A 24,071-nucleotide genomic window follows, 5' to 3' on the forward strand; every position below is an offset into this window, starting at 1 on the left:
GTGTGCCGGGCCCCGCGCGCTTGGCTGAGACGGCCTAGCCGCGGACGGCGTTGCGGCGGCGGGCGCCGAGCCAGGCGGCGGCGCCGCCGAGGGCGATGAGCGCGCCGGCCAGACCGGTGTACAGGCCCGTGTTGGAGTCGGAGCCGGTGTGCGCCAGGGCGCCGGTCGCGGCCGGGGTGTTGGCCGCGGTCGGGGTCGCGGAGGCCACCGGGGTGGTGGTCGCGGAGCCGGTCGGCGCCGCGACCACCGGCGCGACGGCGCCTCCGCCGCCGACGCTCCCCTGCCGGCGGCCCGGCGCCGCATCGCCTTCGTCTCCCCCGCCCAGGCCAGTCAGCGCCCGGGCATGATGCGGGACCTCCACTAGCGGCTCACCGGCTTCCCGTCGGCCTCCGGCCTCCTCACACCCCCGGCCCGGCGGGACCCCCGCCTCGACCTCCCCCACCCGCCGCCCGGCCCGGCCGCTCGGGACAGCCCCGGAGCCACTCGACCTCCCCGCTGATGTCCCCGCCGGTGTCCCCGCCGGGCGCAGACGGCCTCGGCAACGCCCATTTCGAGACCACTGCCCTCGACCCGGCCCCGGGCGAGCGGCCGGTCCTGTATGTCGACGCCCCGCCGAAGCCCGCGAAGACGCCCCGGACGAGGGCCGCGGCCTGCTCCTCGGCCTCCCGCAGGACCGGGCTGCGGCTGATCTGCCCCCGGACGGTTAAACGTTGACGAACTGTCAGAGATGATCATGCCTGCGGATGTTTGGGTGGACGTCGGTACAGCTCGGCGTGTACATGGCGGTTGATTCCGGGCTATGGACGGCTCTTGACGGTACATGGGGGTTGTGCGAATCTCTCGACAGGTCTGGACCAATTGTCTTCATCGGGCGGGGGCCCGAGTCACCAGATGCCCCGGGGGATCCCGGGGCATCCGGCGGACCTGACCGCTTACGGCCGTCGGCCGGTCCCCGGGGGTGGGCCGGACGCCACGCGATGGCCGGAACCTACTCCGAACCCGGTTGCCGCAGCCTGCCGTTGGCGTCTGAAGCCACGACACGTGTGGTGGCCCGTGCCCATGCCGCGTCCGCACGTTCACCCGTGCTGCTCGTCCATCCTGCTCCGACGTCCTAAGTGAGCCGCCGATGTCCGAAGTCCCCTCCCTGCCCGACCGCATCCCGGCCTCGCCGGCCCAGCAGGGCGTCTGGCTGACCGATCGGCTGGGGCTGGCCCGCGAGGCGTTCCACATGCCGGTGCGGATCTCCTTCGACCGGATCGACGCGGCGGCGCTGGCCCGCGCGGTGACAGCTGTGACCGGGCGTCATCCGGCCCTCGCCGCCCGGCTTGTGGAGCGTGACGGCCAGGTCTGGCAGGAACCCGCGGCACAGCGGCCCGAACTGGTGCAGCTCGAAGCACCCGTGGACGAGGCTGACTTGGAGAAGCGACTGGAGGAGGAGGCCGCTCGTCCGTTCGCCCTGGAGACCGGCCCGCTCAGCCGCTTCACCCTGCACCGGCGCGCCGACGGCAGCGCCGAACTGCTCGTCACCGCCCACCACTCGGTCTTCGACGGCAACTCCAAGGACGTCCTGACCCGGGACCTCGCAGCCGCGTACGGCTGCTCGGCGCCCCTGCCCGCGACCACTGCACCCGCCGCATCGACCGCGCCGACCGATCCGACCGCGGAGCCGGGCACCGTACGGAGAGCCGCCGAGTGGTACGGGCCGCGCTGGGCCGCCGCCACCGACCCGGTACTGCCCGGCGCGCCGCGCACCCCGACCATCGCCGGGCCCGGTGAGGCGGTCGAGTGGCGCCTCGACGGCTCCGAGGCGGGCGAGTTGGCCGCCGCGGCCGCCCTCGGCGGCGTCACCGTCTTCGAGTTCCTGCTCTCGGCCCTGCACGGGCTGCTGCGCCGCTACGGCGGCGAAGCGGTGCCGGTGTCCGTCCCGCTCTCCACCCGGACCACCGAACTCACCGGGGAAATAGGGCTGTTCGTCAATGAGCTGCCCGTCCACGCGCCTGCGGCCGATGCGTCACAGACCTTCACCGCCTTCGCCGCCGCCGTCCGGGCCGAGCTGCGGGCCGGCTACCCGTACCGCGGCGTGCCCTTCGGGAGCGCCGTCGCCGGACTGGGCCCCCGCGTCGGCCTGACCGCGGTCTCCCTCGGCTACCGCCGGCGCGGCCCGGACCCGGACTTCGCCGACACCGGTGCCCGGATCGCCTGGGCCGTGCACAACCGCACCGCCCGCAACACCCTCCACCTCCAGATCGTCGAAGCCCCCGGTACCCCCGGCACCCCGGGCGGCGGCATCGACTTCAGCCTCCAGTACGATCCGGCCGTGCTCGCCCCGGAGGCCGCCCGCCGGATCGCCGGCCACTACAGCACCCTGCTCGCCGGCGCGGTCGCCGCGCCCGGCGCCCGGCTGGTGGACCTGCCGCTGATGGACGCCGCCGAACTCCGGGACGTCACCACCGCGCCGAACGACACCGACCGGCCCTACCCGGCCGACCGGACCGTGCTCGACCTGGTCCGCGCCCAGGCCGCCGCCACCCCCGAGGCGATCGCGGTCAGCGCCAACGGCCGCCACCTCAGCTACCGGGAACTACTGTCCCGTACAGACGAGTTGGCCGCAGCGCTGCGCGCCAACGGCGTCCGGCCCGGCGACCTGGTCGCCCTCCACCTGGACCGCACCGCCGACCTGCCCGCCGCGCTGCTCGGCGTACTCGCCACCGGCGCGGCGTACCTGCCGCTGGACCCCGGCTATCCGGCCGAGCGCCTCGCCCTCGTCCTGCGCGACTCCGGAGCCGCTCTGGTGCTCGCCGACCGCGAGCCTTCGCCCGCGGTCGCCGCCGCCGCGCCCTCGGTCCTACGGCTCCCGGCGCCGTCGGCGCAGGACCCGGCCGGGGCCTCCCCCGACACCGTCCCCGACTCCGCCCTCGACTCCGCCCCGGGTCCGGGCGATGTGGCGTACGTCCTCTACACCTCCGGCTCCACGGGCCGCCCCAAGGGCGTCGAGGTCGGCCACCGGGCGTTGGTCAACCTGCTCACCTCCTTCGCCGACCGGCTCGACTCCGGCCCCCAGCACGCCTGGCTCGGCTTGACCTCGCTCTCCTTCGACATCTCCGCGCTGGAGCTCTACCTGCCGCTGATCACCGGCGGCCGCCTGGTCCTGGCCCCGGACGGCCTCGCCGTCGACGGCCCCGGCCTGCTCGCACTGATCGGCGCCGAGGGCGTCACCCACGTCCAGGCCACCCCGTCCGGCTGGCGGGTGATGCTCACGGCAGGGACCGGCGCCGACGCGCTCACCGCCGTCACCGGACTGGCCGGCGGCGAGGCGCTACCACTGCCGCTCGCCCGCGAACTGCGCGCGCGCACCGCCCGGTTGTTCAATGTTTACGGGCCCACCGAGACCACCATCTGGTCCACCTGCGCCGAACTCCCCGCCGATCCCGAGCAGGTCAGGATCGGCCGCCCGATCGCCAACACCCAGACCTACGTCGTCGACGAGCAGCTGCGCCCCACCCCGCTCGGCATCCCCGGAGAGCTGCTGATCGGCGGGGACGGCGTCGCCCACGGCTACCTCGGCCGACCCGAACTCACCGCCGACCGCTTCGTGCAGAGCCCCTTCGGCCCGCCCGACGCCCGGCCCTACCGCACCGGGGACCGCGCCGTCCGGACGTCCGACGGCGAACTCGACTTCCTCGGCCGGATCGACGACCAGGTCAAGATCCGCGGCCACCGGATCGAACTCGGCGAGATCGAGTCCGCACTGCTGGAGCACCCGGCCCTGGCCCAGGCAGCCGTTGCCGTCCGCACCGAGGAGGACGGCGAGCCCTTCCTGGCCGGCTACCTGGTCCCGGCCGCCGGCACCCGGCCGCCCGCCCCCGCCGACCTGCGCGACCACCTGACGCGCACGCTGCCGGCCGCGATGGTGCCGCAGCGCTGGCTCACCGTGGACCGCTTGCCGCTCACCCCGAACGGCAAGTTGGACCGGCGGGCCCTACCGGTACCGCCACGCGAGGCTCCGGCGCCACGGCCCGCCGATGCCGCCGATCCCCGCGATCCCGCCGATCCCGCCGATCCCGGCGACGAGACGACCGGAACGGTCCGCCGGATCTGGGCCGAGGTGCTGAACCTGCCCGATGTCGGCCCGGAGGACGACCTGTTCGACCTCGGCGGGCACTCGCTGACGGTGATCCAGATCGCCGCCCGGATCCGCGACGCGCTCGGTGTGGAAGTCGACTTCGACGTCTTCTTCGACGTCCCGACCCCGGCCGGCATCGCCGCCGCCGTCCGCGAGCGCCAGTAGGCCCCGCGCCCGGCACTCCGGGCGCAGGCCACCCGGCCGTGCCCCACACCGGGCACGGGCCGCTCTGCCGTGCCCGGCCCCCGCCGCGTCCGCACCCTCCGATCACCCCGCCGATCGCCCGAACAGGAACCCGATGACGGATACCCAGGACCTGCCCACCGACTGGTCCGCAGCCAAGCGCGCCCTGCTCAGCCAGCGGCTGCGCGGCACGGCGGCCCCCGCCCGGGTGGTGGACCCCCGCCCGGCGGACACCGCGCCGCCGCTCTCCAGCGGCCAGGAACGGCTCTGGTTCATGGACCAGTTCGCTCCCGGCTCCACGGCCTACACGCTGGCGCCGGCCCGCCGGCTCCGAGGCCCCTTCGACCGCGCCGCACTGGACGCCGCGCTGACCGACCTGGTGGCCCGGCACGAGAGCCTGCGGATGACCTTCCGCACCACCGAGGCCGGCACCGCCGAGGTCCGGGTCGCCGAGCCCGCGCTGTTCGCCGCCCAGCACCTGGACGCCAGCGCGGACCCGGACCCGGAGGCGCGCGCCGCCGCCGAACTCGGCGCGCTGATCGCCGAACCCTTCGACCTCCAGGCCGGCCCACTGCTGCGCGCCCTGGTGGTCCGGATCGCCGAGGACGACCACGTCCTCGCGCTGGTGATGCACCACATCATCTGCGACGGCTGGTCGATCGACCTCCTCAACCGGGAGCTCGACCTCCGCTACGCCCACCACGCCCATGGCGCCCCTGGTGAACTGCCGGCCCTCGCCGTCCAGTTCGGGGACTACGCGGCCTGGCAACGGGACCGCCTGGAGAACGGGCGGCTCGCCGCCTCGCGTGAGCACTGGCGCAGCGAACTCGACGGCGTCCCGGCCCTGGAGCTGCCCTCCGACCGGCCCCGCCCGCCGCTGTTCACCTTCGACGGGGCCGCGACCGAGTTCCACTGGAGCGCCGAACTCTCCCGCCAGGTCGGCGAGGTGGCACGAACCTACGGCGCCTCCACGTACATGGTGCTGATGGCCGCGTTCCAGGCCCTGCTGGGCCGGCACGCCGGTCAGCGCGACTTCGCCGTCGGCTCCGCCGTCGCCGGCCGTCTCCACCGTGAACTCGAAGGCGTCGTAGGCGCGTTCGTCAACATGCTGCCGATCCGCGCCCGGCTCTCCGCCGACCTCGACTTCGGCCGACTGATCAGCCGGGTCCGCGAGACCACGCTCGACGCGTACGCGCACCAGGAAGTGCCGTTCGAGCAGATGGTCAACGATCTCGCGGTGGAACGCGACGTCAGCCGCGCCGCCGTCTTCCAGACCACCTTCGCCTTCCAGAACTACGGCGACCGCGCCGCCACCCCCACCCCGGGCCTGGACTCCGAGGGCTTCGGCTACGAAGCCACCACCACCCACGCCGACCTCGCCCTCTACATGCGCGAGGAGCCGGACGGCGGCCTCTACGGCCTGCTCACCTACCGCACCGACCTCTTCGACGCCGGCACCGTCGAGCGCCTCGCCGAGCGGTTCGAGCTGCTGACCGCGGCCGCCGTCGCCGACCCCGCGCTGCCGGTCGACCGACTCCCGCTGCTCAGCGCGGCCGAGCGGACGGCCGTCCTGGGGACCTGGGCTGCCGGTCCCGCGCTACCGGAGGGCGGTCCCGCCACGCTCACCGAGGCGCTGGCCCGGACGGCGGCCCGGACGCCCGAGGCGCCGGCGCTGGTCTTCGAGGGCCGCACGCTGACCTACGGCGACCTCGACCGGCGCGCCAACGCCATGGCCCGGCGCCTGCGGGCGCTGGGCGTGGGTGCGGACGACCGGGTGGCCGTCTGCCTGGAGCAGTCCCCCGAGCTGGCGGTCGCCCTGGTCGCCGTCCTCAAGGCCGGCGGCGGCTACCTGCCGCTCGACCCCGAGCAGCCCCCCGCCCGGCTCGCCCACCTGGTCGCCGACGCCGGAGCCAAGGTCCTGATCACCGACAGCGTGCTGCGGCCGCGGTTCGGCGACCACCCGGCGGTCGACCTGCTGACCGGCGACGGCGGCGACGCGACGGAGTGGGACGGGGTGGAGTGGGACGGGGCGGAGTGGGACGGGGCTCCGCTGGAGGAGGTGTCCGGCGCCGACCACCTGGCGTACGTGATCTACACCTCGGGCTCCACCGGCACCCCCAAGGGCGTCGCGGTGCAGCACCGCCAGATCCTCAACTACCTCGCGGGCGCGGGCGAGCGGCTGCGGATCGAACCCGGGGCCTCCTTCGGGCTGCTCCAGTCGCTCGCCTTCGACTTCAGCATGACCATGCTCTACCTGGCGCTCACCACCGGCGGCCGGGTACACCTGCTGCCGCGCCGGATCGCGGGCGTGGAACTGGCCGCGGAGATCGAGCGGGCCGGCATCGACCACCTGAAGATGACGCCCTCCCACCTGGCCGCGCTGACCGCCGACGCACCGATCGAGCAGCTGCTGCCGCGCCGTACGCTCGTCCTCGGCGGCGAGGCCAGCACCTGGTCCTGGGCGGCGGGCATCGCCGCGCTGGGCCGGTGCGCCGTGTTCAACCACTACGGGCCGACCGAGGCGACGGTGGGGATCACCGTCCACGAGGTCACCGCCGACGGCCTGAACGCGCCGGGCAACACCCCGATCGGCACTCCGCTGGCCGGCGGGCGCTGCTACGTGCTGGACGAAGCCCGCAACCCCGTTCCGCCGGGCGTCACCGGCGAGTTGTACCTCGGCGGGGACCGGCTGGCCCGGGGCTACCTCGGGCGGCCGGACCTGACCGCCGAGCGGTTCCTGCCCGACCCGTACGCCGACCCGGCCGGCGCGGCGCCGTACGCCGGCCCGGCCGGCACCGACCGGGGCGCCCCGGGCTCCGGCGGCCCGCGGATGTACCGCACCGGCGACCTGGCGCGCTGGCGCACCGACGGGACCCTGGACTACCTCGGCCGCGGCGACGACCAGATCAAGGTCCGCGGCTACCGGGTCGAGCCCGGCGAGATCGAGGCCGCGCTGACCGCCCTGCCCGGCATCACCCAGGCGGTGGTCCTGGCCCGCGGCGAGGGCGTCAAGCAGAACCTCGTCGCCTACCTGGAGCGCCCCGCCGGCGGTGAACCGCCGGCCGCCGCCGAACTGCGCGCCGCCCTGGGCGAGGTCCTGCCGGACTACATGGTCCCGGCCCGCTACGTGGTGCTGGAGCGACTGCCGCTGCTCGCCCACGGCAAGGTCGACCGCACGTCGCTGCCCGCGCCCGCGGACGGCCCGGCCGCCGGCGCCCACGTCGACCCCGAGGGCGAGACCGAGCAGGCGATCGCCGCCATGTGGGCGGACCTGCTGGACCTCCCCCGGGTCGGAGCGCTGGACGACTTCTTCGAGCTCGGGGGGCACTCCCTGCTCGCCACCCAGGTGGTGGCCCGGATGCGCCGGGCCTTCCCCGAACTGGCCACCCCCGTCGGCGTGATGGACCTCTTCAAGCACCCGACGGTCCGTCGGCTCGCCGAACTGGTGGCCACCCCCGAGGCCGACCGCGGCCCGCGCCGGCTGCTGCACCTGCTCACCCCCGAGCGCCGCAAGGCGGCCGCCACAGTGGTCTGCGCCCCCTACGGCGGCGGCAGCGCACTGATCTACAAGCCGCTCGCCGACGCCATGCCGGCGGACTGGGCCCTGCACTCCATCGCCGTCCCCGGCCACGAGCTGGGCGAGGAGGCGATGGACATCGACGAGGTCGCCCGGCTCTGTGCCGAGGAGATCGTCGCCAACGTCGCCGGACCGCTGGTGCTGTACGGGCACTGCGGGGTCGGCGTCCGGCTGACCGTGGAGATCGCCCGCCGGGTGGAGGCGGCCGGCCGGGAGATCGACGCCGTCCACCTCGGAGGCATCTTCCCGTTCGCCCGCCCGAAGGGCCGCGGCGCGGCGCTGGCCGAGCGCTTCGCCGAGCTGTCCGCCCGCCTGCGCAGCGACCAGGGCATGATCAACGCCCTGGCCGCGGCGGGCCTGGACGTGGACGAGGTCGACGAGGACCAGCTGCGGCTGATCGTGCACAACCGCCGGGTCGGCACCAAGGGCGCCGAGCGCTACTTCGGCGAGCTGTACGAGAGCGAGGGCGGCTCCATCACGGCGCCGGTGATCGCCGTCTGCGGCGACCGCGATCCGGCGACGGAGTTCTACCAGGAGCGGTTCCGCGAGTGGCACCGGATCACCGGGACCGCCGCCGTGGTGGTCCTGGACGAAGCCGGGCACTTCTACCTCAAGTACCGCGCCGAGGAGTTGGCCGGCATCGTGACCGGGGTGCACCGCTCGATCGCCGCCGGCGAGGAGGCGCGCCACGAACGCACCGCCGACGCCACCTGGTGGTTGGCCGGGCTGTCCCGCGACGCCGCCGAGACGGCGGAGCCGGACCCCGGGCCGGAACCCGTCTCGGACCCCGGGCGGCAGGAGGTGTCGGAGCGGTCCGGGACGCCGGGGAAGTCCCGCACGGCCCGCAAGGCCCGCGCGCGCGGCCCCGTCCGGCCGACCATGGGCCGCTTCCTGGCCATCGCCACCGGCCAGCAGCTCTCGATGATCGGCTCGGCGCTCACCGAGTTCGCCCTGCCCATCTGGATCTACCTGCAGACCGGCTCGCTGTTCCAACTCGGCATGCTCGCCGCCTTCGGCCTGGTGCCCGGCATCGTGGCCGCCCCGCTGGCCGGTGCCATCGTCGACCGCGGCGACCGCCGCCGGGTGATGCTGTGGGGCGACGTCGCGGCCGGCCTGACCCAGGCGGCCCTGCTGGTGCTCTACCTCAGCGACTCCCTGGAGATCTGGCACTGCTACGTGATGATCTCCCTGCTCTCCGCCGCGCTCGCCTTCCAGCGCGTCGCCTGGGGCTCGGCGGTGCCGCAGCTGGTGCCCAAGCGCTTCCTCGGCCGCGCCAACGGTGTGGTCCAAATGGCCCTCGGCCTCGCCCAGTTCCTCGTTCCGCTGATCGCCGTCGGCATCCTGCACGTGATCGGCCTCGGCGGCATCCTGGTCTTCGACGTCGTCAGCTACCTGATCGCCACCGGCGTCACCCTGGCCGTGCGCTTCCCCGACGTGATGGCCGCCACCCGCCGCGAGAGCGTCGCCGCCGAGATCCGGGCCGGCTTCCAACGGGCCCTCGGCAGCCGCCACTTCAGGGCCATGCTGTTCTGGTTCGCGGCACTGAACATCTTCCTCTCCCCGCTCTTCCTGCTCGTCACCCCGCTGGTGCTCTCCTTCTCCTCGACCGCCGCGGCCGGTTGGGTCTCCACCGCGGCCGGCCTGGGCGCCGTCCTCGGCGGCCTCACCCTGGTGGTCTGGGGAGGCCCGCGCCGGATGCGCCTGCGCGGCGTCCTGTTCGCCACCCTCGGCCTCGCCGCCGCCTGCGTCGTCACCGGCCTGCGGCCCTCGGTGACCGTGGTCGCCGTCGGCGCGTTCGGCATGACCTACGGGCTGGCGCTGCTCAACGGCATCTACGCCACGGTCATCCAGACCAAGGTGCCGATGCGCTTCCACGGCCGGGTGATCGCGGTGAACACCCTGGTCGCCTGGTCCACCCTGCCGATCGGCTTCGCCCTGGTCGCCCCGGCCGGCCCCGAACTGCTCCAGCCCCTGATGGACGAGGGCGGCGCACTGGCCTCCAGTATCGGCGCGCTGATCGGCACCGGCGACGGGCGCGGCATCGGCCTGCTCTACCTGGTGTTCGGCCTCGCCATGGCCGCACTGGTCCTGATCAGCCTCTGCATCCCCGTCCTTGCCCGCTTCGACCGGGAAGTCCCGGACGCCGAGTCCGACGACCTGATCGGCCTGGAGACCCTGCAGGCCCGCGCGAAAAGCGAGATGAACAGATGACCTCCCCGAGCCCGACCCCGAGCCCGACTCCGAGCCCGACCCCGAGCCCGACCCCGATCGCCCGCCATCCGCTGACCGACGAGCAGCGTCGCCTCTGGTTCCTCCAGCAACTGGGACCCCAGGACTCGGGCTTCAACATGTATCTGAACCGGCGCTGGAGCGGGCCGATCGACGCGCGGGCGCTGGGCGCGGCGCTCACCCGGCTCACCGAGCGGCACCAGGTGCTGCGCACCCGGTTCGCCCTGGACGGCGAGCAGCCCGTCCAACTCGTCGAGCCCGTACGGGACATCCAAGTCACCGTGGTCCGGATACCGGACGCCGCCGAGGAGTCCTTCACCGCGGCCTGCGCCCCCTTCGTCAACGCCCCCTTCGACCTGGGCGAGCGCCCACCGCTGCGGGCCGTCCTGGTCAGCGCCGGCGAGCACGAGCACGCCCTGAGCGTGGTGGTCCACCACATCGTCTCCGACGGCTGGTCGTTCACCGTGCTGTGGCGTGAACTCCTGGCGCTCTACCGCGAGGAGATCGGCGAGGGTCCGGCCGAACTGCCCGTACTGAAGCTCCAGTTCGGCGACTTCGCGCTCGCCGAGCGGACCAGGCTGGACGGCGGCGCGGCCGAGGAGGCGGTCCGGCTCTGGAGCGGACGGCTGGCCGGGGTCAGCGCCCTGCGGATGCCGCTGGACCACCCCCTGTCCCCTATACACATCTGACGCTGCCGACGAGCTACCCCGTGTAGATCTGGCGTCGCATTTGGAGAAGCGGAGGGCGTGAGTTGAGTGCCTGAGACCCAACGCCCGCCACCCCTGGTCGGGGACGTGGCGGGCGTTGTGTCTCAGTCACTCACCTCACGCCGAGCCCACCTTGAACCCGGCCCAAATCGTCTTGCCCACCCGTTCGTCGCAGATCCGGAACTCGTCGGCGAGCTCGACCACCAGCCACAGCCCCCGGCCGCTCGGAGCACCGAGGTCGGGCTGCTGCACGACGGGGCGACCCGGGCCGCTGTCGCGCACCCCGATCGTCACGATCCCGCCCTCCCGTTCCAGGCGCACGGAAAACTCCCGCCCCAGCGGGACCCCGTGCAGAACTGCATTCGTGGCGAGCTCGGACACGCAGAGCCGTATGTCGTCCCGCCGCTCGCACACACCCCAGTCACCAAGCGTGTCGCCTACGAACTGACGGGCCGCGCGCACCGAGGCACGGGCCCGAGGGAACCGCTGCTGCCGAGACAAGGACATAGCACCCCACCGCCTTAACGCTGAGCTTCCAAGGCCTCACAGAACGTATCGCTATTCGCGAAAAGCAGCAAGGTCTGCAGGCTGGGATAGCGCAGAGGTGTCGCTTAACGTGGGCACCGGCAGAGCACGACGGACACTCAGGAGGCAGCGTGAGCGGCAGCGGATGGACCAGCACGTCGATGCCGTACCTGACCCCTCGCGCCGACGGGGAACCCGACGCCTGGACCGCCGAGGCCGAGGCGGCGGGCCGTCGCGGCGCGCAGCGCATCCTGCACGCCGGTGAGGCCGGCGCCCCGGCCGAGGTCGCCCGAATGCTCGACCTCGCGACCGGGGAGACCGCCGTCGTCCGCCGCCGGATCATCGAACTCGACGGCGAGCCAACCGAATTGACCGACACCTATTACCCTGCCGGCATCGCCGCAGGCACCCCTCTGGCCGGCACGGCAAAGATCCGGGGCGGCGCGGTGACCCTGCTGGCCGGGCTGGGACACATCGGCGTACGGGCCGTCGAGAACGTGACGGCCCGGATGCCGGGCGCCGAGGAGCGGGAGCACCTGCGCCTCGGACCGGGCGAACCGGTCCTTCAACTCGCCCGGACCACCTACGACTCGGCGGGCCGGCCGATCCAGGCCGACGTGATGGTCATGCCTGCCGGACGCCAGCAGTTGCGGTACGAGATCGACATCGAGGTCGCATGACCCTGTCCAGCGCCGACGCCTCGGGACCCGACCCCCGGCCGCTCCACGCCCGCATCGCCGCCGATCTCCGTGACGAGATCATGAGCGGCGGCCTCCCTCCTGGATCGAAGCTGCCTTCCACCGCGCAGCTGAAGGCCCGCTTCGATGCCTCCAACGCCACGATCCAGAAGGCCGTCCAGCTCCTCAAGGACGAAGGGCTGGCCCTGGGTCGTGCGGGCTCGGCCGTGACCGTACGGGACACCCGCCAGCGGGCCGTTCGCCCGGCCGGATCCCTGACACCGGCCGTGGACGGGGCGGCGTACCCCTGGCTCGCCGAAGCATCGGAACCGGCCCGCGCGGCGCACAGCACCCTGCTGGCGGTGGAAGAGGTGCCCGTCGTCGGTGATGTCGCTGCCGCGCTCGGACTCCCTGAGGGCAGGCCGGCCGTGTGCAGGCGCCAGCTGATCACCATCGAAGACGAACCCGCCGAGCTGGTGAGCTCGTACTACCCGCCGGACCTCGCTCGCGGCACCGCTCTCGCGGATCCCCGCCGGATCCGGGGCGGCACTCCGACCCTGCTGACCGAGCTCGGCTTCCCGCCCCACCGCAGCGTGGACCGGCTCTCCGCCCGCGTCGCGACGCAGGAGCAGTACACAGCACTGCGGCTGCCCGGCGACCTCCCCGTCCTGCGGACCCTCCGTACGGTTTACAGCGCGGAGGGACAGCCGATCGAGGTCACCGTGATGGTGAAGGCAGGCCACCTGTACGAGCTCCAGTACGAGTTCACGCCCGAAGCCTGACCACCCCCGGAACGCCACAACGCCCGCCACCCCTGGTCGGGGACGTGGCGGGCGTTGTGTCGAGTGCCGTACTTCGTTGTACGGACCGTATGAGGGGTCCCGGCGAGCCGGGGGTACCGCAGAGACCTCAGCCGCCACTCCGACGGCCGGAGGCCGGCGCAGCCGGGCGAAGCCCGGGAGGCCGCCTGCGGCCGAGCGGTGCGAGCGCGGCGTCGAGAATCAGACGGTGATCGAGCGGTCCGTCGGCTTGACCGGGTACGGGAGGGCGCTGGTGCCGGTCAGGAAGCGGTCCACACCGCGGGCGGCCGAGCGGCCTTCCGCGATGGCCCAGACGATCAGCGACTGGCCGCGGCCGGCGTCGCCGGCGACGAAGACGCCGTCGACGTTGGTCGCGTAGGAGGCGTCGCGCTCGATGTTGCCGCGCGCGTCCATCGCCAGGCCGAACTGCGCCGTCAGGCCGTTCTCCTGGTCGGTGCCGGTGAAGCCCATCGCCAGGGTGACCAGCTGCGCGGGGAGGACGCGCTCGGTGCCGGGCTTCTGGACGAGCTTGCCGCCCTCGAAGGCGACCTCGACCAGGTGGAGGGCCTGGACGTTGCCGTCCTCGTCGCCCTCGAAGTGGGTGGTGGAGACGGAGTAGATCCGCTCGCCGCCCTCCTCGTGGGCCGAGGTGACCTTGTACAGCATGGGGAACGTCGGCCAGGGCTGGCCGGTGGGCCGGTCCTCCGACGGGCGGGGCATGATCTCCAGCTGCGTGACCGAGGCCGCGCCCTGGCGGTGGGCGGTGCCCACGCAGTCCGCGCCGGTGTCACCGCCGCCGATGACGACCACGTGCTTGCCCTCGGCCGTGATGGGGGGCGCCATGAAGTCGCCCTCCTGGACCTTGTTCGCGAGCGGGAGGTACTCCATCGCGAAGTGGATGCCCTTGAGCTCGCGACCCGGGACCGGCAGGTCGCGGGAGACGGTGGCGCCCGCCGCGATGACCACCGCGTCGAACCGCTTGCGCAGGTCGGTCGCGGTGATGTCGCGGCCGACCTCGACGCCGGTGCGGAACTTGGTGCCCTCCGCGCGCATCTGCTCGATGCGGCGGTTGATGTGCACCTTCTCCATCTTGAACTCGGGGATGCCGTAGCGCAGCAGGCCGCCGACGCGGTCGGCGCGCTCGTACACCACCACGGTGTGGCCGGCCCGGGTCAGCTGCTGGGCCGCGGCGAGACCCGCCGGGCCGGAGCCGATGACGGCGGCGGTCTTGCCGGACAGACGCTCGGGCGCCTGCGGGGTGACGTCGCCGTTGTCCCACGCCTTGTCGATGATCGAGACTTCGACGTTCTTGATCGTGACGGCCGGCTGGTTGATGCCGAGCACGCAGGCGGACTCGCACGGCGCCGGGCACAGCCGCCCGGTGAACTCCGGGAAGTTGTTCGTCGCGTGCAGGCGCTCGGAGGCGGCGGTCCAGTCCTCGCGGTACGCGAAGTCGTTCCACTCCGGGATCAGGTTCCCGAGCGGGCAGCCGTTGTGGCAGAACGGGATGCCGCAGTCCATGCAGCGGCCGGCCTGCTTGCTGATGATCGGGAGCAGCGAGCCCGGAACGTAGACCTCGTTCCAGTCCTTCAGCCTCTCGGCCACCGGACGGGTGCAGGCGGTCTCGCGGGGGGTGGTGAGGAAGCCCTTCGGGTCAGCCATTGGTCGCCGCCTCCATCATCTTCTCCGTGGTCTCGGACTCGGAGAGTCCGGCGAGCTCAGCGGCGTCCTTGGCGGCGAGCACTGCCTTGTACGTGGTCGGAATGATCTTGCTGAAGCGGGCCGCCGAGGCGGTCCAGTCAGCCAGGAGCTTCGCGGCCACGGTCGAGCCGGTCTCCTCCTCGTGGCGGCGCACCACATCGTGCAGCCACTGGGAGTCTGTGTCGGACAGAGCTTCGAGCGCGCCCGTGTTGCCGACGTTGACGTTGGCCGGGTCCAGGTCGATGACGTACGCGACGCCGCCCGACATGCCGGCCGCGAAGTTGCGGCCCGTCTCGCCGAGGACGACCGCGGTGCCGCCGGTCATGTACTCGCAGCCGTGGTCGCCCACGCCTTCCGAGACGACCAGGGCGCCGGAGTTGCGGACGCAGAAGCGCTCGCCGGTGCGGCCGCGCAGGAACAGCTCGCCGCCGGTGGCGCCGTAGCCGATCGTGTTGCCCGCGATGGTCGAGTACTCGGCCAGGTGGTCGGCGCCCCGGTCGGGACGGACCACGACGCGGCCGCCGGAGAGGCCCTTGCCGACGTAGTCGTTGGCGTCGCCCTCCAGGCGCAGGGTCACGCCCTTCGGCAGGAAGGCGCCGAAGGACTGGCCGGCGGAGCCGGTGAAGGTCAGGTCGATGGTGTTGTCGGGCAGGCCCGCACCGCCGAACTTCTTCGTGACCTCGTGGCCGAGCATGGTGCCGACCGTGCGGTTGATGTTGCGGATCGCGACCTGGGCGCGGACCGGCAGCGCGGTCTCGGCCGAGTCGGCGTTCAGCGCGTCCGCGGCGAGGCGGATGAGCTCGTTGTCGAGCGCCTTCTCCAGGCCGTGGTCCTGCTCGATCAGGGCGTGGCGGACCGCGCCCTCGGGCAGCTCCGGCACGTAGAAGAGCGGCTCCAGGTCGAGACCCTGCGCCTTCCAGTGCGTGACGGCCTTGCTGGTGTCGAGGAGCTCGGCGTGGCCGACGGCCTCCTCGATCGTGCGGAAGCCCAGCTCGGCGAGGAGCTCGCGCACCTCCTCCGCGATGAACTCGAAGAAGTTGACGACGAACTCGGGCTTGCCGGAGAACCGGTCGCGCAGGACCGGGTTCTGGGTGGCGATGCCGACCGGGCAGGTGTCCAGGTGGCAGACGCGCATCATGACGCAGCCGGAGACGACGAGCGGCGCGGTCGCGAAACCGAACTCCTCGGCGCCGAGCAGCGCGGCGATGATGACGTCGCGGCCGGTCTTGAGCTGGCCGTCCGTCTGGACCACGATGCGGTCGCGCAGCCCGTTGAGCAGCAGGGTCTGCTGGGTCTCGGCGAGGCCGAGCTCCCAGGGACCGCCCGCGTGCTTCAGCGAGGTGAGCGGGGAGGCGCCCGTACCGCCGTCGTGGCCGGAGATGAGGACGACGTCCGCGTGGGCCTTGGAGACACCGGCCGCGACCGTACCCACGCCGACCTCGGAGACCAGCTTCACGTGGATGCGGGCGACCGGGTTGGCGTTCTTGAGGTCGTGGATCAGCTGAGCCAGGTCCTCGATGGAGTAGATGTCGTGGTGCGGCGGCGGGGAGATCAGGCCGACGCCCGGGGTGGAGTGCCGGGTCTTGGCGACCCACGGGTAGACCTTGTGGCCGGGCAGCTGGCCGCCCTCGCCGGGCTTGGCGCCCTGCGCCATCTTGATCTGGATATCGTCCGCGTTGACCAGGTACTCGCTCGTCACACCGAAGCGGCCGGAGGCGACCTGCTTGATGGAGGAGCGGCGCGCCGGGTCGTACAGGCGGTCCGGGTCCTCGCCGCCCTCACCGGTGTTGGACTTGGCGCCCAACTGGTTCATGGCGATGGCGAGGGTCTCGTGCGCCTCCTTGGAGATGGAGCCGTACGACATGGCGCCGGTGGAGAAGCGCTTGACGATGTCGGCGACCGACTCGACCTCGTCGATGGAGATCGACGGGCGGGCTCCTGACTCGTCGGTCTTGAACCCGAAAAGGCCGCGGAGCGTCATCAGGCGCTCGGACTGCTCGTTCACCCGGTCGGTGTACTGCTTGAAGATGTCGTACCGGCGGTTGCGCGTGGCGTGCTGCAGGCGGAAGACCGTGTCCGGGTCGAACAGGTGCGGCTCGCCCTCGCGGCGCCACTGGTACTCGCCGCCGATCTCCAGCGCGCGGTGCGTGGCTGCGATGCCGGAGGCCGGGTACGCCTTGGTGTGGCGCGCGGCCACCTCCTTGGCGATGACGTCCAGACCGGCGCCGCCGATCTTGGTGGCGGTGCCCTGGAAGTACGCCTGGACGAACTCCTCGTTCAGGCCGACGGCCTCGAACACCTGGGCGCCGCGGTAGGAGGCGACGGTGGAGATGCCCATCTTGGACATGACCTTCAGGACGCCCTTGCCGAGCGCGTAGATCAGGTTCTTGATGGCCTGCTCCGGCTCCAGGCCGGAGAGGAAGGTACCGGCGCGCAGGAGGTCCTCGACGGACTCCATGGCGAGGTACGGGTTGACCGCGGCCGCGCCGTAGCCGATGAGCAGCGCGACGTGGTGGACCTCGCGGACGTCGCCGGCCTCGACCAGCAGGCCCACCTGGGTGCGCTGCTTGGTGGCGATGAGGTGGTGGTGCACGGCGGAGGTGAGCAGCAGCGACGGGATCGGCGCGTGCTCGGCGTCGGAGTGGCGGTCCGAGAGGACGATCAGGTGCGCGCCGTTCTCGATGGCCGCGTCGACCTCCCCGCGGATCTCCTCGAGGCGGGCCGCCAGCGCGTCGCCGCCGCCCGAGACCCGGTACAGGCCCGAGAGGGTGGCGGCCTTCATGCCCGGCATGTCGCCGTCGGCGTTGACGTGTATCAGCTTGGCGAGCTCGTCGTTGTCGATCACCGGGAACGGCAGCGTGACGCTGCGGCAGGACGCGGCGGTCGGCTCGAGCAGGTTGCCCTGCGGGCCGAGCGAGGACAGCAGCGAGGTGACGAGCTCCTCGCGGATGGCGTCCAGCGGCGGGTTGGTGACCTGCGCGAAGAGCTGGGTGAAGTAGTCGAAGAGCAGCCGGGGGCGCTCGGACAGGGCCGCGATCGGGGAGTCCGTGCCCATGGAGCCGAGTGGCTCGCCGGCGGTGCGGGCCATCGGCGCGAGGATGATCCGGAGCTCTTCCTCGGTGTAGCCGAAGGTCTGCTGGCGGCGGGTGACCGATGCGTGGGTGTGCACGATGTGCTCACGCTCGGGCAGGTCCGTCAGCTCGATCTCGCCCGTCTCCAGCCATTCGGCGTACGGGTGCTCGGCGGCCAGCGAGTCCTTGATCTCGTCGTCTTCGATGATCCGCTTCTGGGCGGTGTCGACGAGGAACATCTTGCCGGGCTGCAGGCGGCCCTTGCGGACGACCTTGGCCGGGTCGATGTCCAGGACGCCGACCTCGGAGGAGAGCACGACGAAGTCGTCGTCGGTGACCCAGTAGCGGCCGGGGCGCAGGCCGTTGCGGTCGAGGACCGCGCCGACCTGGGTGCCGTCGGTGAAGGTGACGCAGGCGGGGCCGTCCCACGGCTCCATCTGCGTGGAGTGGTACTTGTAGAACGCGCGGCGGGCCGGCGACATGGAGGTGTGGTTCTCCCACGCCTCCGGGATCATCATCAGCACGCTGTGCGGCAGCGACCGGCCGCCGAGGTGGAGCAGCTCCAGGACCTCGTCGAAGGAGGCGGAGTCGGAGGCGTCCGGGGTGCAGATCGGGAAGATCCGCTCGAGCGCGCCCTCGCCGAAGAGGCCGGAGGCCAGCTGGGACTCGCGGGCCTTCATCCAGTTCCGGTTGCCCTTGACCGTGTTGATCTCGCCGTTGTGCGCGACGAAGCGGTACGGGTGGGCGAGCGGCCAGGACGGGAAGGTGTTCGTCGAGAACCGGGAGTGGACCAGGGCGATCGCCGAGGCGAAGCGGCGGTCGGAGAGGTCCGGGAAGAAGGGCTCGAGCTGGCCGGTGGTCAGCATGCCCTTGTAGACGATGGTGCGCGCGGAGAGCGACGGGAAGTAGACCCCGGCCTCGCGCTCGGCGCGCTTGCGCAGCACGAAGGCCTTGCGGTCCAGCTCGATGCCGCTCGTCCCGTTGCTGACGAACAGCTGCGAGAAGGCCGGCATGGTGGCGCGGGCGCCGTTGCCGAGCAGGTCCGGGGTGACCGGGACCTCGCGCCAGCCGAGGACCGTGAGGTTCTCCTCGGCGGCGATGGCCTCGATCTGCTCCACGGCGACGGCCTGTGCGGTGCCGTCGGCGGGGAGGAAGGCGATGCCGACGGCGTACGCGCCGGCCTCGGGAAGGTCGAACCCGGCCACGTCGCGCAGGAACGCGTCCGGGACCTGGGAGAGGATGCCGGCGCCGTCGCCCGAGTCGGGCTCGGAGCCGGTGGCGCCTCGGTGCTCGAGGTTCCGCAATACGGTCAGCGCCTGCTCGACCAGCGTGTGGCCGGCCTCGCCGGTGAGGTTGGCCACAAAGCCGACGCCGCAGGCGTCGTGCTCGTTGCGCGGGTCGTACATGCCCTGCTGGGCGGGGCGACCGTCCATGGGCGACCAGGCGTTGTTGCTGAGGCCGGTCGCGGAGTGCGTGGATGCGGAACGCATCGGCTCTCCCGTCGTCGTCGTGGCATATGTGCATAGCCGAGGGACGACGTTGGCCCTCTGCGAAATTTCGTGCAGATTACATGATGACGACAATCCCGAGAAGCGGATATGTCATTCCAGCATGCGGACACTGCCCGGACAGACAAGAGGGGACTTTCGCGGGTGTCCTGCGATCGGGACACGGGACGAAGGTCCCGGTGCGGGGCGGGCCTCATTGCCCGGCGCCCAAGGTCTGATGCCCGACGGACACGCGATCGAAACCGCCGGGTAACTGGCTACTTATGTTGCCTACTGCATAGTGTCTCACTCCCTGCCCGGTCAGCCTACGGCTCCGCCGATCCAGGTTCCCAGGATGTACGTCACACCCGCGGCCGCGCCACCCAGGACGAGCTGGCGCATCCCGCTGTACCACCAGGACCGGGCCGTGACCCGGGAGACGACCGCACCGCAGGCGAAGAGCCCCAGCAGCGCCAGCAGGACCGCCGGCCACAGGGTGGCCGCGCCGAGCAGGTAGGGCAGCAGCGGGACGAGCGCGCCGAGCGCGAACGACCCGAAGGAGGACACGGCGGCGACCATCGGCGACGGCAGGTCGTCCGGGTCGATCCCCAGCTCCTCGCGGGCGTGGATCTCCAGCGCCTGCTCCGGGTCGCGGGACATCTGCATGGCCACCTCGCGGGCCAGCGCGGGCTCGACGCCGCGCGACACGTAGAGCTCGGCCAGCTCCTCCATCTCGTCGACGGGGTGCTTGCGCAGCTGCTGGCGCTCTATCTCCAGCTCCGCGAGCACGAGCTCGCGCTGCGAGGCGACGGAGGTGTACTCGCCGGCGGCCATCGAGAAGGCGCCGGCCGCGAGACCGGCCAGGCCGGTGACCGCGATGACGTGCGGGGCGACGGCCCCGCCGGCCACGCCGGTCATCAGGGCGAGGTTGGAGACGAGCCCGTCCATCGCGCCGAAGACCGCCGGGCGCAGCCATCCACCGTTCACGTCGCGGTGAGTGTGGTTGTCGCGGTGGGCGGTGTGAAGCGGTGCTTGGATGTCAATGATGGACATGCGGACTATCTCCCCTTTTGTACGAGTGGGCGCACAGAGCTACGCCACGCTCGACGCGCAGGCACCCACTCCCCCTGAACACCTCGAAACTACGCACGATTTTTGCCGCCCGCCAGCAAGGAAGGCCGTACTTACCTGGGGTTTTGCGGGTCGGCGACCGGGTGACGGCGACACGGGCGGGGTGTTTCGCGACGAGCGACAAACCACATGCCATGGCACAAATCCCCCAAGGGCTCAATATGAGTCCCATCAAGTGGAGAGGCGCGCCATGGAGCTGATTGCATGCAATCCGCAGGTCCTCCTCGAACGGGCCCGGGGCGCTCTTCTCGGACTCGCGGTGGGTGACGCGCTGGGCGCTCCCGCGGAGAACATGAAGCCGTCGGAGATCCGGGCCAAATGGGGCCGGATCGAGGGCTTCGTCTCGGACGACCCGGCGGGCACGGACGACACGGAATACGCGATCTTCTCGGGCCTGCTGCTGGCCCGCCACGGATCGGCGCTCACCGTCGCGCACGTCGAACGCGCGTGGCACCACTGGATCGCGGACCTGGACGAGGGCCCGTTCCGCGGCGCGGGCTTCAGCGAGCGCGGCACCCTCGAGAACCTCCGCCGGGGCCTGGCCGCCCCCATCTCGGCCCAGCACCGCCACGCCTGGTCGGACGGCCTCGCCATGCGCGCGGCCCCGTTCGGCGTCTTCGCGGCGGGCCGGCCGGCGGAGGCCGCGCGGCTGGTCGCCATCGACGGCTGCGTCAGCCACGACGGCGAGGGCATCTACGGCGGCCAGGCCGTCGCGGCGGGCGTCGCGGCGGCGATGGCCGGGGGCTCCCCGGCCTCGGTCGTCTCGGCCGCCCTGTCGGTCATCCCGTCGGACTCCTGGACGGCGCGCTCCCTGCGCCGGGCGGTCACGGCCGCGCCGCGCGGCGAACGGGCCGTGCGCTCGGCGGTGGTGATCGGCGGCTATCCGTGGACGGACCTGGCCCCGGAGGCGGTGGGCCTGGCGTTCGGCGCGTTCGCCGCGTGCGCGGGCGACTTCTCCGGCTCGGTCCTGATGGCCGTCAACATGGGCCGGGACGCGGACACCACGGCGGCGGTGGCGGGCGCCCTCGCCGGAGCCATGTCCGGCGCCCCCGCCATCCCGGCCGCTTGGTCCTCGGCGATCGGCCCGGTCCGCGGGAGCTGCCTCCCGTCGATGCGCGGCTACCACGTCCTGGACATCGCGGACCTCCTCACCCCGGAAGCCGAGACCCCCCGATGACCCTGACCCCGACCAACCCCTCCCAAGAGTAGATTGTGGAGAGGGTCAGAGCTGTATAAGTGGAAGAGAAAGGGGAGGGGGGGGGGGGTGGAGGCCTTGAGGGCCTCCACCCGTCGGACCGGGTCCGTTGGTTAGAACGGGAACTTGAAGCCGAGGCCGAGGCCTCCGGCGCCGCCGTCACCACCGGTGCCGCCGATCAGGCCGTCGCCTCCGTCACCGGCCGCGCCACCGGCGCCACCGTCGTTGAGGCTGTCGCCGCCACGGCCGCCGTTGCCGCCGTTGCCGCCCTTGAGCCGGCCGTCGCCGCCACCGCCACCCGCTCCGGCGTCGCCGCCCTGCTCGAGGATGCCGATGCCGCCGTTGCCGCCCTTGCCGCCGTTGCCGCCGACCTTGCCCTCGCCGCCGCCACCGCCGCCGCCACCGCCACCACCGGTCAGGATGCCGAGGCCGCCGTCGCCGCCGGCGCCGCCGTCGCCGCCCGTGCCCTTGACGCTGCCACCACCGGAACCGCCGGAGCCGCCGCCGCCACCGACGAGGCCGTCGCCGCCCTTGCCTCCGGCGCCACCCTTCCCTCCGTCGGTCGGGAGGGCCGTGGCCACGTGTCCGGGCATCGGGGCCGCCGCGGCCACGGAGGCCGGAAGGACGATCCCTCCACCGATAACAGCGATGGAAGCGGCCAGCGTCGCGAAACGAATCTTGCGGTTCATGATCTTCTCCTAGTAATTCTGATGAGCAATTGAGGTGTCCCGGGGATTCGGGACGGTGGTGCGGTATGTCGGGGAGAGGGGAAATCCTCCGGAGGAGGTCTTCCGTCTCTTCCCTTCGGCTTCTCCGTTTCCGGTGTTGCCTTCCCGCTCCATAAGTAAGCCCCGGCGGGCACACCCCGGTCATGTTCCGGAAACTCGGGACTTGACACGCCCGTAAATGCCACGTAAAAGGCGCTGCGCATGCCGTCGGCCGGGGGCGGTGCGACGCTGACAGGAGGGGTGCCGCCGGTGGGAAGCCCGGGTGCGCGGCCTGGGTGAGGGGGCGCCCCACGACCCTGAGGAGACCCCATGCAGCGCACGGCACGAGGCGGCGCGGACCGGGCCCCGGCCCGTTGGCTGGTGGCGGGCGCCCTGGCCTGCGGCCTGCTGGCGGCCGCGGGCCCGGCCGGCGCGGTAGAGGGGACGGCCGGGCGGTCGGCGGGCGCCGCGCCCTGTACGAGCGAGCAGCTCGTCGCGGACGGCGCGCAGCGCATCGGCGTCAGCGGGTTCCGGATCACGGTGGTCAATGAGGGCCCCGGGGCGTGCGTACTGAAGGGGCATCCCGCCGTGGCCCTCGCCGGTCAGGGATCGCCGGACCGGAACAAGCCCCTGGACGTGGTGCGCGAGGGCCGGGCGGGCGCCGTGCGGCTGGAGGCCGGCGACCGGGCCTGGACCCGGCTCACCTTCACCCCGGTGCTCGGCGAGGCCGACGGGTACTGCGACTCCGGCGCCGAGCCGGGCGTCGCGCCCTCGGTCGTACTGGGTGTGGGAGGAGGCGGGCTCCAGCTGGCGCCCGACGACGGCGGAAACTTCGCGCTCTGCGACGACGCCGTACGCGCCACGGCCTTCCGGCCCGCCTCCCCCTGACCCGCACCCCGCAGGCGGCGGAGCGCGCCCTGCTGTCGATGCGCGCCCTGCTTCAGCCCGGGGGAGGGTTCGCCGCCGGCTGGGAGAGCGCCTGGAAGTACAACTGGCCGCGCGACTCGGCGTTCGCCTCGGCCGCGTTCGCTCGGACCGGCCACGACACCGAGGCCTACGACATCCTCCGGTACAGCGCCCGTACCCAGCGCGCGGACGGCACGTGGGAGGCGCGGACGAAGCTGGACGGCTCCGGACCGCCCGACGGCCGGAGCTGGCAGCTGGACGCCAACGGGTGGGTGCCGTGGGCGGCCTGGCAGTGGTACCGGAGCGCGCCGGCGAACACCCGTACCGCCCGGCTGGACGCGATCTACCCGATGATCCGCAAGGCCGCCGACCGGGCCGCGGCCCTCCTCGACGCGCGGGGACTGCCCCGGCCTCCCCCGACTACTGGGAACTCGACACCACCACCGCGAACATCGGCACGGCGGCGCCCCTGCTCTCCGGGCTCAACGCCTCGGCCGACCTCGCCCGCAGCCTGGGCAGGGCCGAGGACGAAGCCCACTGGAACGCTGCGGCCAAACGGCTGTCGGCGGGCATCGCCCGGTACTTCGCCCCCCTCGGGTACCAGCGCACCCTCGACGGGCTGCACGGCCGCGACAGCGCGGCCGCCTTCATGGCGCCGCCGTTCAACGCCGCGCCCGCCGGCCTCGCGGGCGCCCTCGACTCCACCCAGCGGGCGCTGCTCCTGCCCAACGGCGGCCTCACGCCCGGCAACGACCCCGACCACAGCTGGGGTTCCTACGCGTGGACCGCCAGTACGACCTTCTTCGCCCTCGCCTGGGCGGGACTCGGGCAGACCAAGAAGGCCGACGCCGTACTCACCTGGGTGCTCTCCAAGCGCAACGCCCTCGGTGAACTGCCCGAAACCGTCAACGGGTCCGGAAGGCCCTCGGCCGTCGCACCCCTCGGATGGACCGCGTCGCTGCTCACCCTGTCCCTGCTCACCCTGGGCGGCGATCCCGTCACCACGCCGCCGGCCGCCTGAGGCTCCCCCGCCGCGGCCCGCACGACGGCCC

14 protein-coding genes are annotated in these 24,071 nt (G+C 72.8%); 8 read left to right on the forward strand and 6 right to left on the reverse strand.

Annotated features, from left to right (window positions below; all coding sequences use genetic code 11):
- Positions 1-34: 34 nt before the first annotated feature.
- Positions 35-247, reverse strand: a complete 213-nt coding sequence (locus DRB96_RS43970) for an LPXTG cell wall anchor domain-containing protein (RefSeq protein ID WP_204357873.1) — start codon at positions 245-247, stop codon at positions 35-37.
- Positions 248-1,126: 879 nt separating this feature from the next.
- On the opposite strand from DRB96_RS43970, the gene DRB96_RS33440 reads away from it, so the two are divergent.
- The 3 genes from DRB96_RS33440 (at position 1,127) to DRB96_RS33450 (ending at position 10,801) form a co-directional block, all read left to right on the forward strand.
- Positions 1,127-4,288 (forward strand): non-ribosomal peptide synthetase, encoded by a 3,162-nt coding sequence (locus DRB96_RS33440; RefSeq protein ID WP_112451817.1) that lies wholly within the window; start codon positions 1,127-1,129, stop codon positions 4,286-4,288.
- A gap of 133 nt (positions 4,289-4,421) precedes the next feature.
- Positions 4,422-10,094, forward strand: a complete 5,673-nt coding sequence (locus DRB96_RS33445) for a non-ribosomal peptide synthetase/MFS transporter (RefSeq protein WP_112451818.1) — start codon at positions 4,422-4,424, stop codon at positions 10,092-10,094.
- Positions 10,091-10,801, forward strand: coding sequence for a condensation domain-containing protein (locus DRB96_RS33450; RefSeq protein WP_112451819.1), 711 nt, complete (start codon positions 10,091-10,093; stop codon positions 10,799-10,801). The genes DRB96_RS33445 and DRB96_RS33450 overlap by 4 nt, the downstream gene beginning before the upstream one ends.
- A 135-nt stretch (positions 10,802-10,936) precedes the next feature.
- On the opposite strand, the gene DRB96_RS33455 is transcribed toward DRB96_RS33450, so the two are convergent.
- Positions 10,937-11,326 (reverse strand): ATP-binding protein, encoded by a 390-nt coding sequence (locus DRB96_RS33455; protein WP_112451820.1) that lies wholly within the window; start codon positions 11,324-11,326, stop codon positions 10,937-10,939.
- Between the two features lie 149 nt (positions 11,327-11,475).
- On the opposite strand from DRB96_RS33455, the gene DRB96_RS33460 reads away from it, so the two are divergent.
- On the forward strand, positions 11,476-12,024 hold the full coding sequence (locus tag DRB96_RS33460; RefSeq protein ID WP_112451821.1) for a UTRA domain-containing protein: 549 nt from the start codon (positions 11,476-11,478) through the stop codon (positions 12,022-12,024).
- Positions 12,021-12,803: a GntR family transcriptional regulator gene (locus DRB96_RS33465; protein WP_112451822.1), complete on the forward strand. Its 783-nt coding sequence runs from the start codon at positions 12,021-12,023 to the stop codon at positions 12,801-12,803. The genes DRB96_RS33460 and DRB96_RS33465 overlap by 4 nt, the downstream gene beginning before the upstream one ends.
- Positions 12,804-13,022: 219 nt before the next feature.
- Here the strand turns inward: DRB96_RS33465 and DRB96_RS33470 are convergent, their stop codons facing one another.
- The 3 genes from DRB96_RS33470 to DRB96_RS33480 all read right to left on the reverse strand — a co-directional run bounded on the left by DRB96_RS33470 (position 13,023) and on the right by DRB96_RS33480 (position 20,133).
- On the reverse strand, positions 13,023-14,483 hold the full coding sequence (locus tag DRB96_RS33470; protein ID WP_112451823.1) for a glutamate synthase subunit beta: 1,461 nt from the start codon (positions 14,481-14,483) through the stop codon (positions 13,023-13,025).
- On the reverse strand, positions 14,476-19,026 hold the full coding sequence (gene gltB / locus DRB96_RS33475) for a glutamate synthase large subunit (RefSeq protein ID WP_204358093.1): 4,551 nt from the start codon (positions 19,024-19,026) through the stop codon (positions 14,476-14,478). The genes DRB96_RS33470 and gltB overlap by 8 nt, the downstream gene beginning before the upstream one ends.
- Positions 19,027-19,401: 375 nt before the next feature.
- Positions 19,402-20,133, reverse strand: a complete 732-nt coding sequence (locus DRB96_RS33480; RefSeq protein WP_112451825.1) for a VIT1/CCC1 transporter family protein — start codon at positions 20,131-20,133, stop codon at positions 19,402-19,404.
- A 268-nt stretch (positions 20,134-20,401) separates the two neighbouring features.
- On the opposite strand from DRB96_RS33480, the gene DRB96_RS33485 reads away from it, so the two are divergent.
- On the forward strand, positions 20,402-21,388 hold the full coding sequence (locus tag DRB96_RS33485) for an ADP-ribosylglycohydrolase family protein (protein WP_112451826.1): 987 nt from the start codon (positions 20,402-20,404) through the stop codon (positions 21,386-21,388).
- A gap of 131 nt (positions 21,389-21,519) precedes the next feature.
- On the opposite strand, the gene DRB96_RS43345 is transcribed toward DRB96_RS33485, so the two are convergent.
- Positions 21,520-22,095, reverse strand: a complete 576-nt coding sequence (locus DRB96_RS43345) for a hypothetical protein (protein WP_162688833.1) — start codon at positions 22,093-22,095, stop codon at positions 21,520-21,522.
- Between the two features lie 348 nt (positions 22,096-22,443).
- Between DRB96_RS43345 and DRB96_RS33495 the strand changes: the two genes are divergently transcribed.
- On the forward strand, positions 22,444-23,001 hold the full coding sequence (locus DRB96_RS33495; protein ID WP_112451827.1) for a DUF4232 domain-containing protein: 558 nt from the start codon (positions 22,444-22,446) through the stop codon (positions 22,999-23,001).
- A gap of 295 nt (positions 23,002-23,296) precedes the next feature.
- Positions 23,297-24,040 (forward strand): hypothetical protein, encoded by a 744-nt coding sequence (locus DRB96_RS33500; RefSeq protein WP_162688834.1) that lies wholly within the window; start codon positions 23,297-23,299, stop codon positions 24,038-24,040.
- Positions 24,041-24,071: the final 31 nt, after the last annotated feature.

The organism is Streptomyces sp. ICC1, assembly GCF_003287935.1.
GTDB lineage: Bacteria > Actinomycetota > Actinomycetes > Streptomycetales > Streptomycetaceae > Streptomyces > Streptomyces tritrimontium.

Coding starts and splice junctions, on each gene's coding strand:
- DRB96_RS33440 (WP_112451817.1), top strand. CDS start 1,127: ATGTCCGAAGTCCCCTCCCTGCCCGACCGCATCCCGGCCTCGCCGGCC.
- DRB96_RS33455 (WP_112451820.1), bottom strand. CDS start 11,326: ATGTCCTTGTCTCGGCAGCAGCGGTTCCCTCGGGCCCGTGCCTCGGTG.
- DRB96_RS33470 (WP_112451823.1), bottom strand. CDS start 14,483: ATGGCTGACCCGAAGGGCTTCCTCACCACCCCCCGCGAGACCGCCTGC.
- DRB96_RS33445 (WP_112451818.1), top strand. CDS start 4,422: ATGACGGATACCCAGGACCTGCCCACCGACTGGTCCGCAGCCAAGCGC.
- DRB96_RS33495 (WP_112451827.1), top strand. CDS start 22,444: ATGCAGCGCACGGCACGAGGCGGCGCGGACCGGGCCCCGGCCCGTTGG.
- DRB96_RS33485 (WP_112451826.1), top strand. CDS start 20,402: ATGGAGCTGATTGCATGCAATCCGCAGGTCCTCCTCGAACGGGCCCGG.
- DRB96_RS33465 (WP_112451822.1), top strand. CDS start 12,021: ATGACCCTGTCCAGCGCCGACGCCTCGGGACCCGACCCCCGGCCGCTC.
- DRB96_RS33480 (WP_112451825.1), bottom strand. CDS start 20,133: ATGTCCATCATTGACATCCAAGCACCGCTTCACACCGCCCACCGCGAC.
- DRB96_RS43345 (WP_162688833.1), bottom strand. CDS start 22,095: ATGAACCGCAAGATTCGTTTCGCGACGCTGGCCGCTTCCATCGCTGTT.
- DRB96_RS33450 (WP_112451819.1), top strand. CDS start 10,091: ATGACCTCCCCGAGCCCGACCCCGAGCCCGACTCCGAGCCCGACCCCG.
- gltB (WP_204358093.1), bottom strand. CDS start 19,026: ATGGACGGTCGCCCCGCCCAGCAGGGCATGTACGACCCGCGCAACGAG.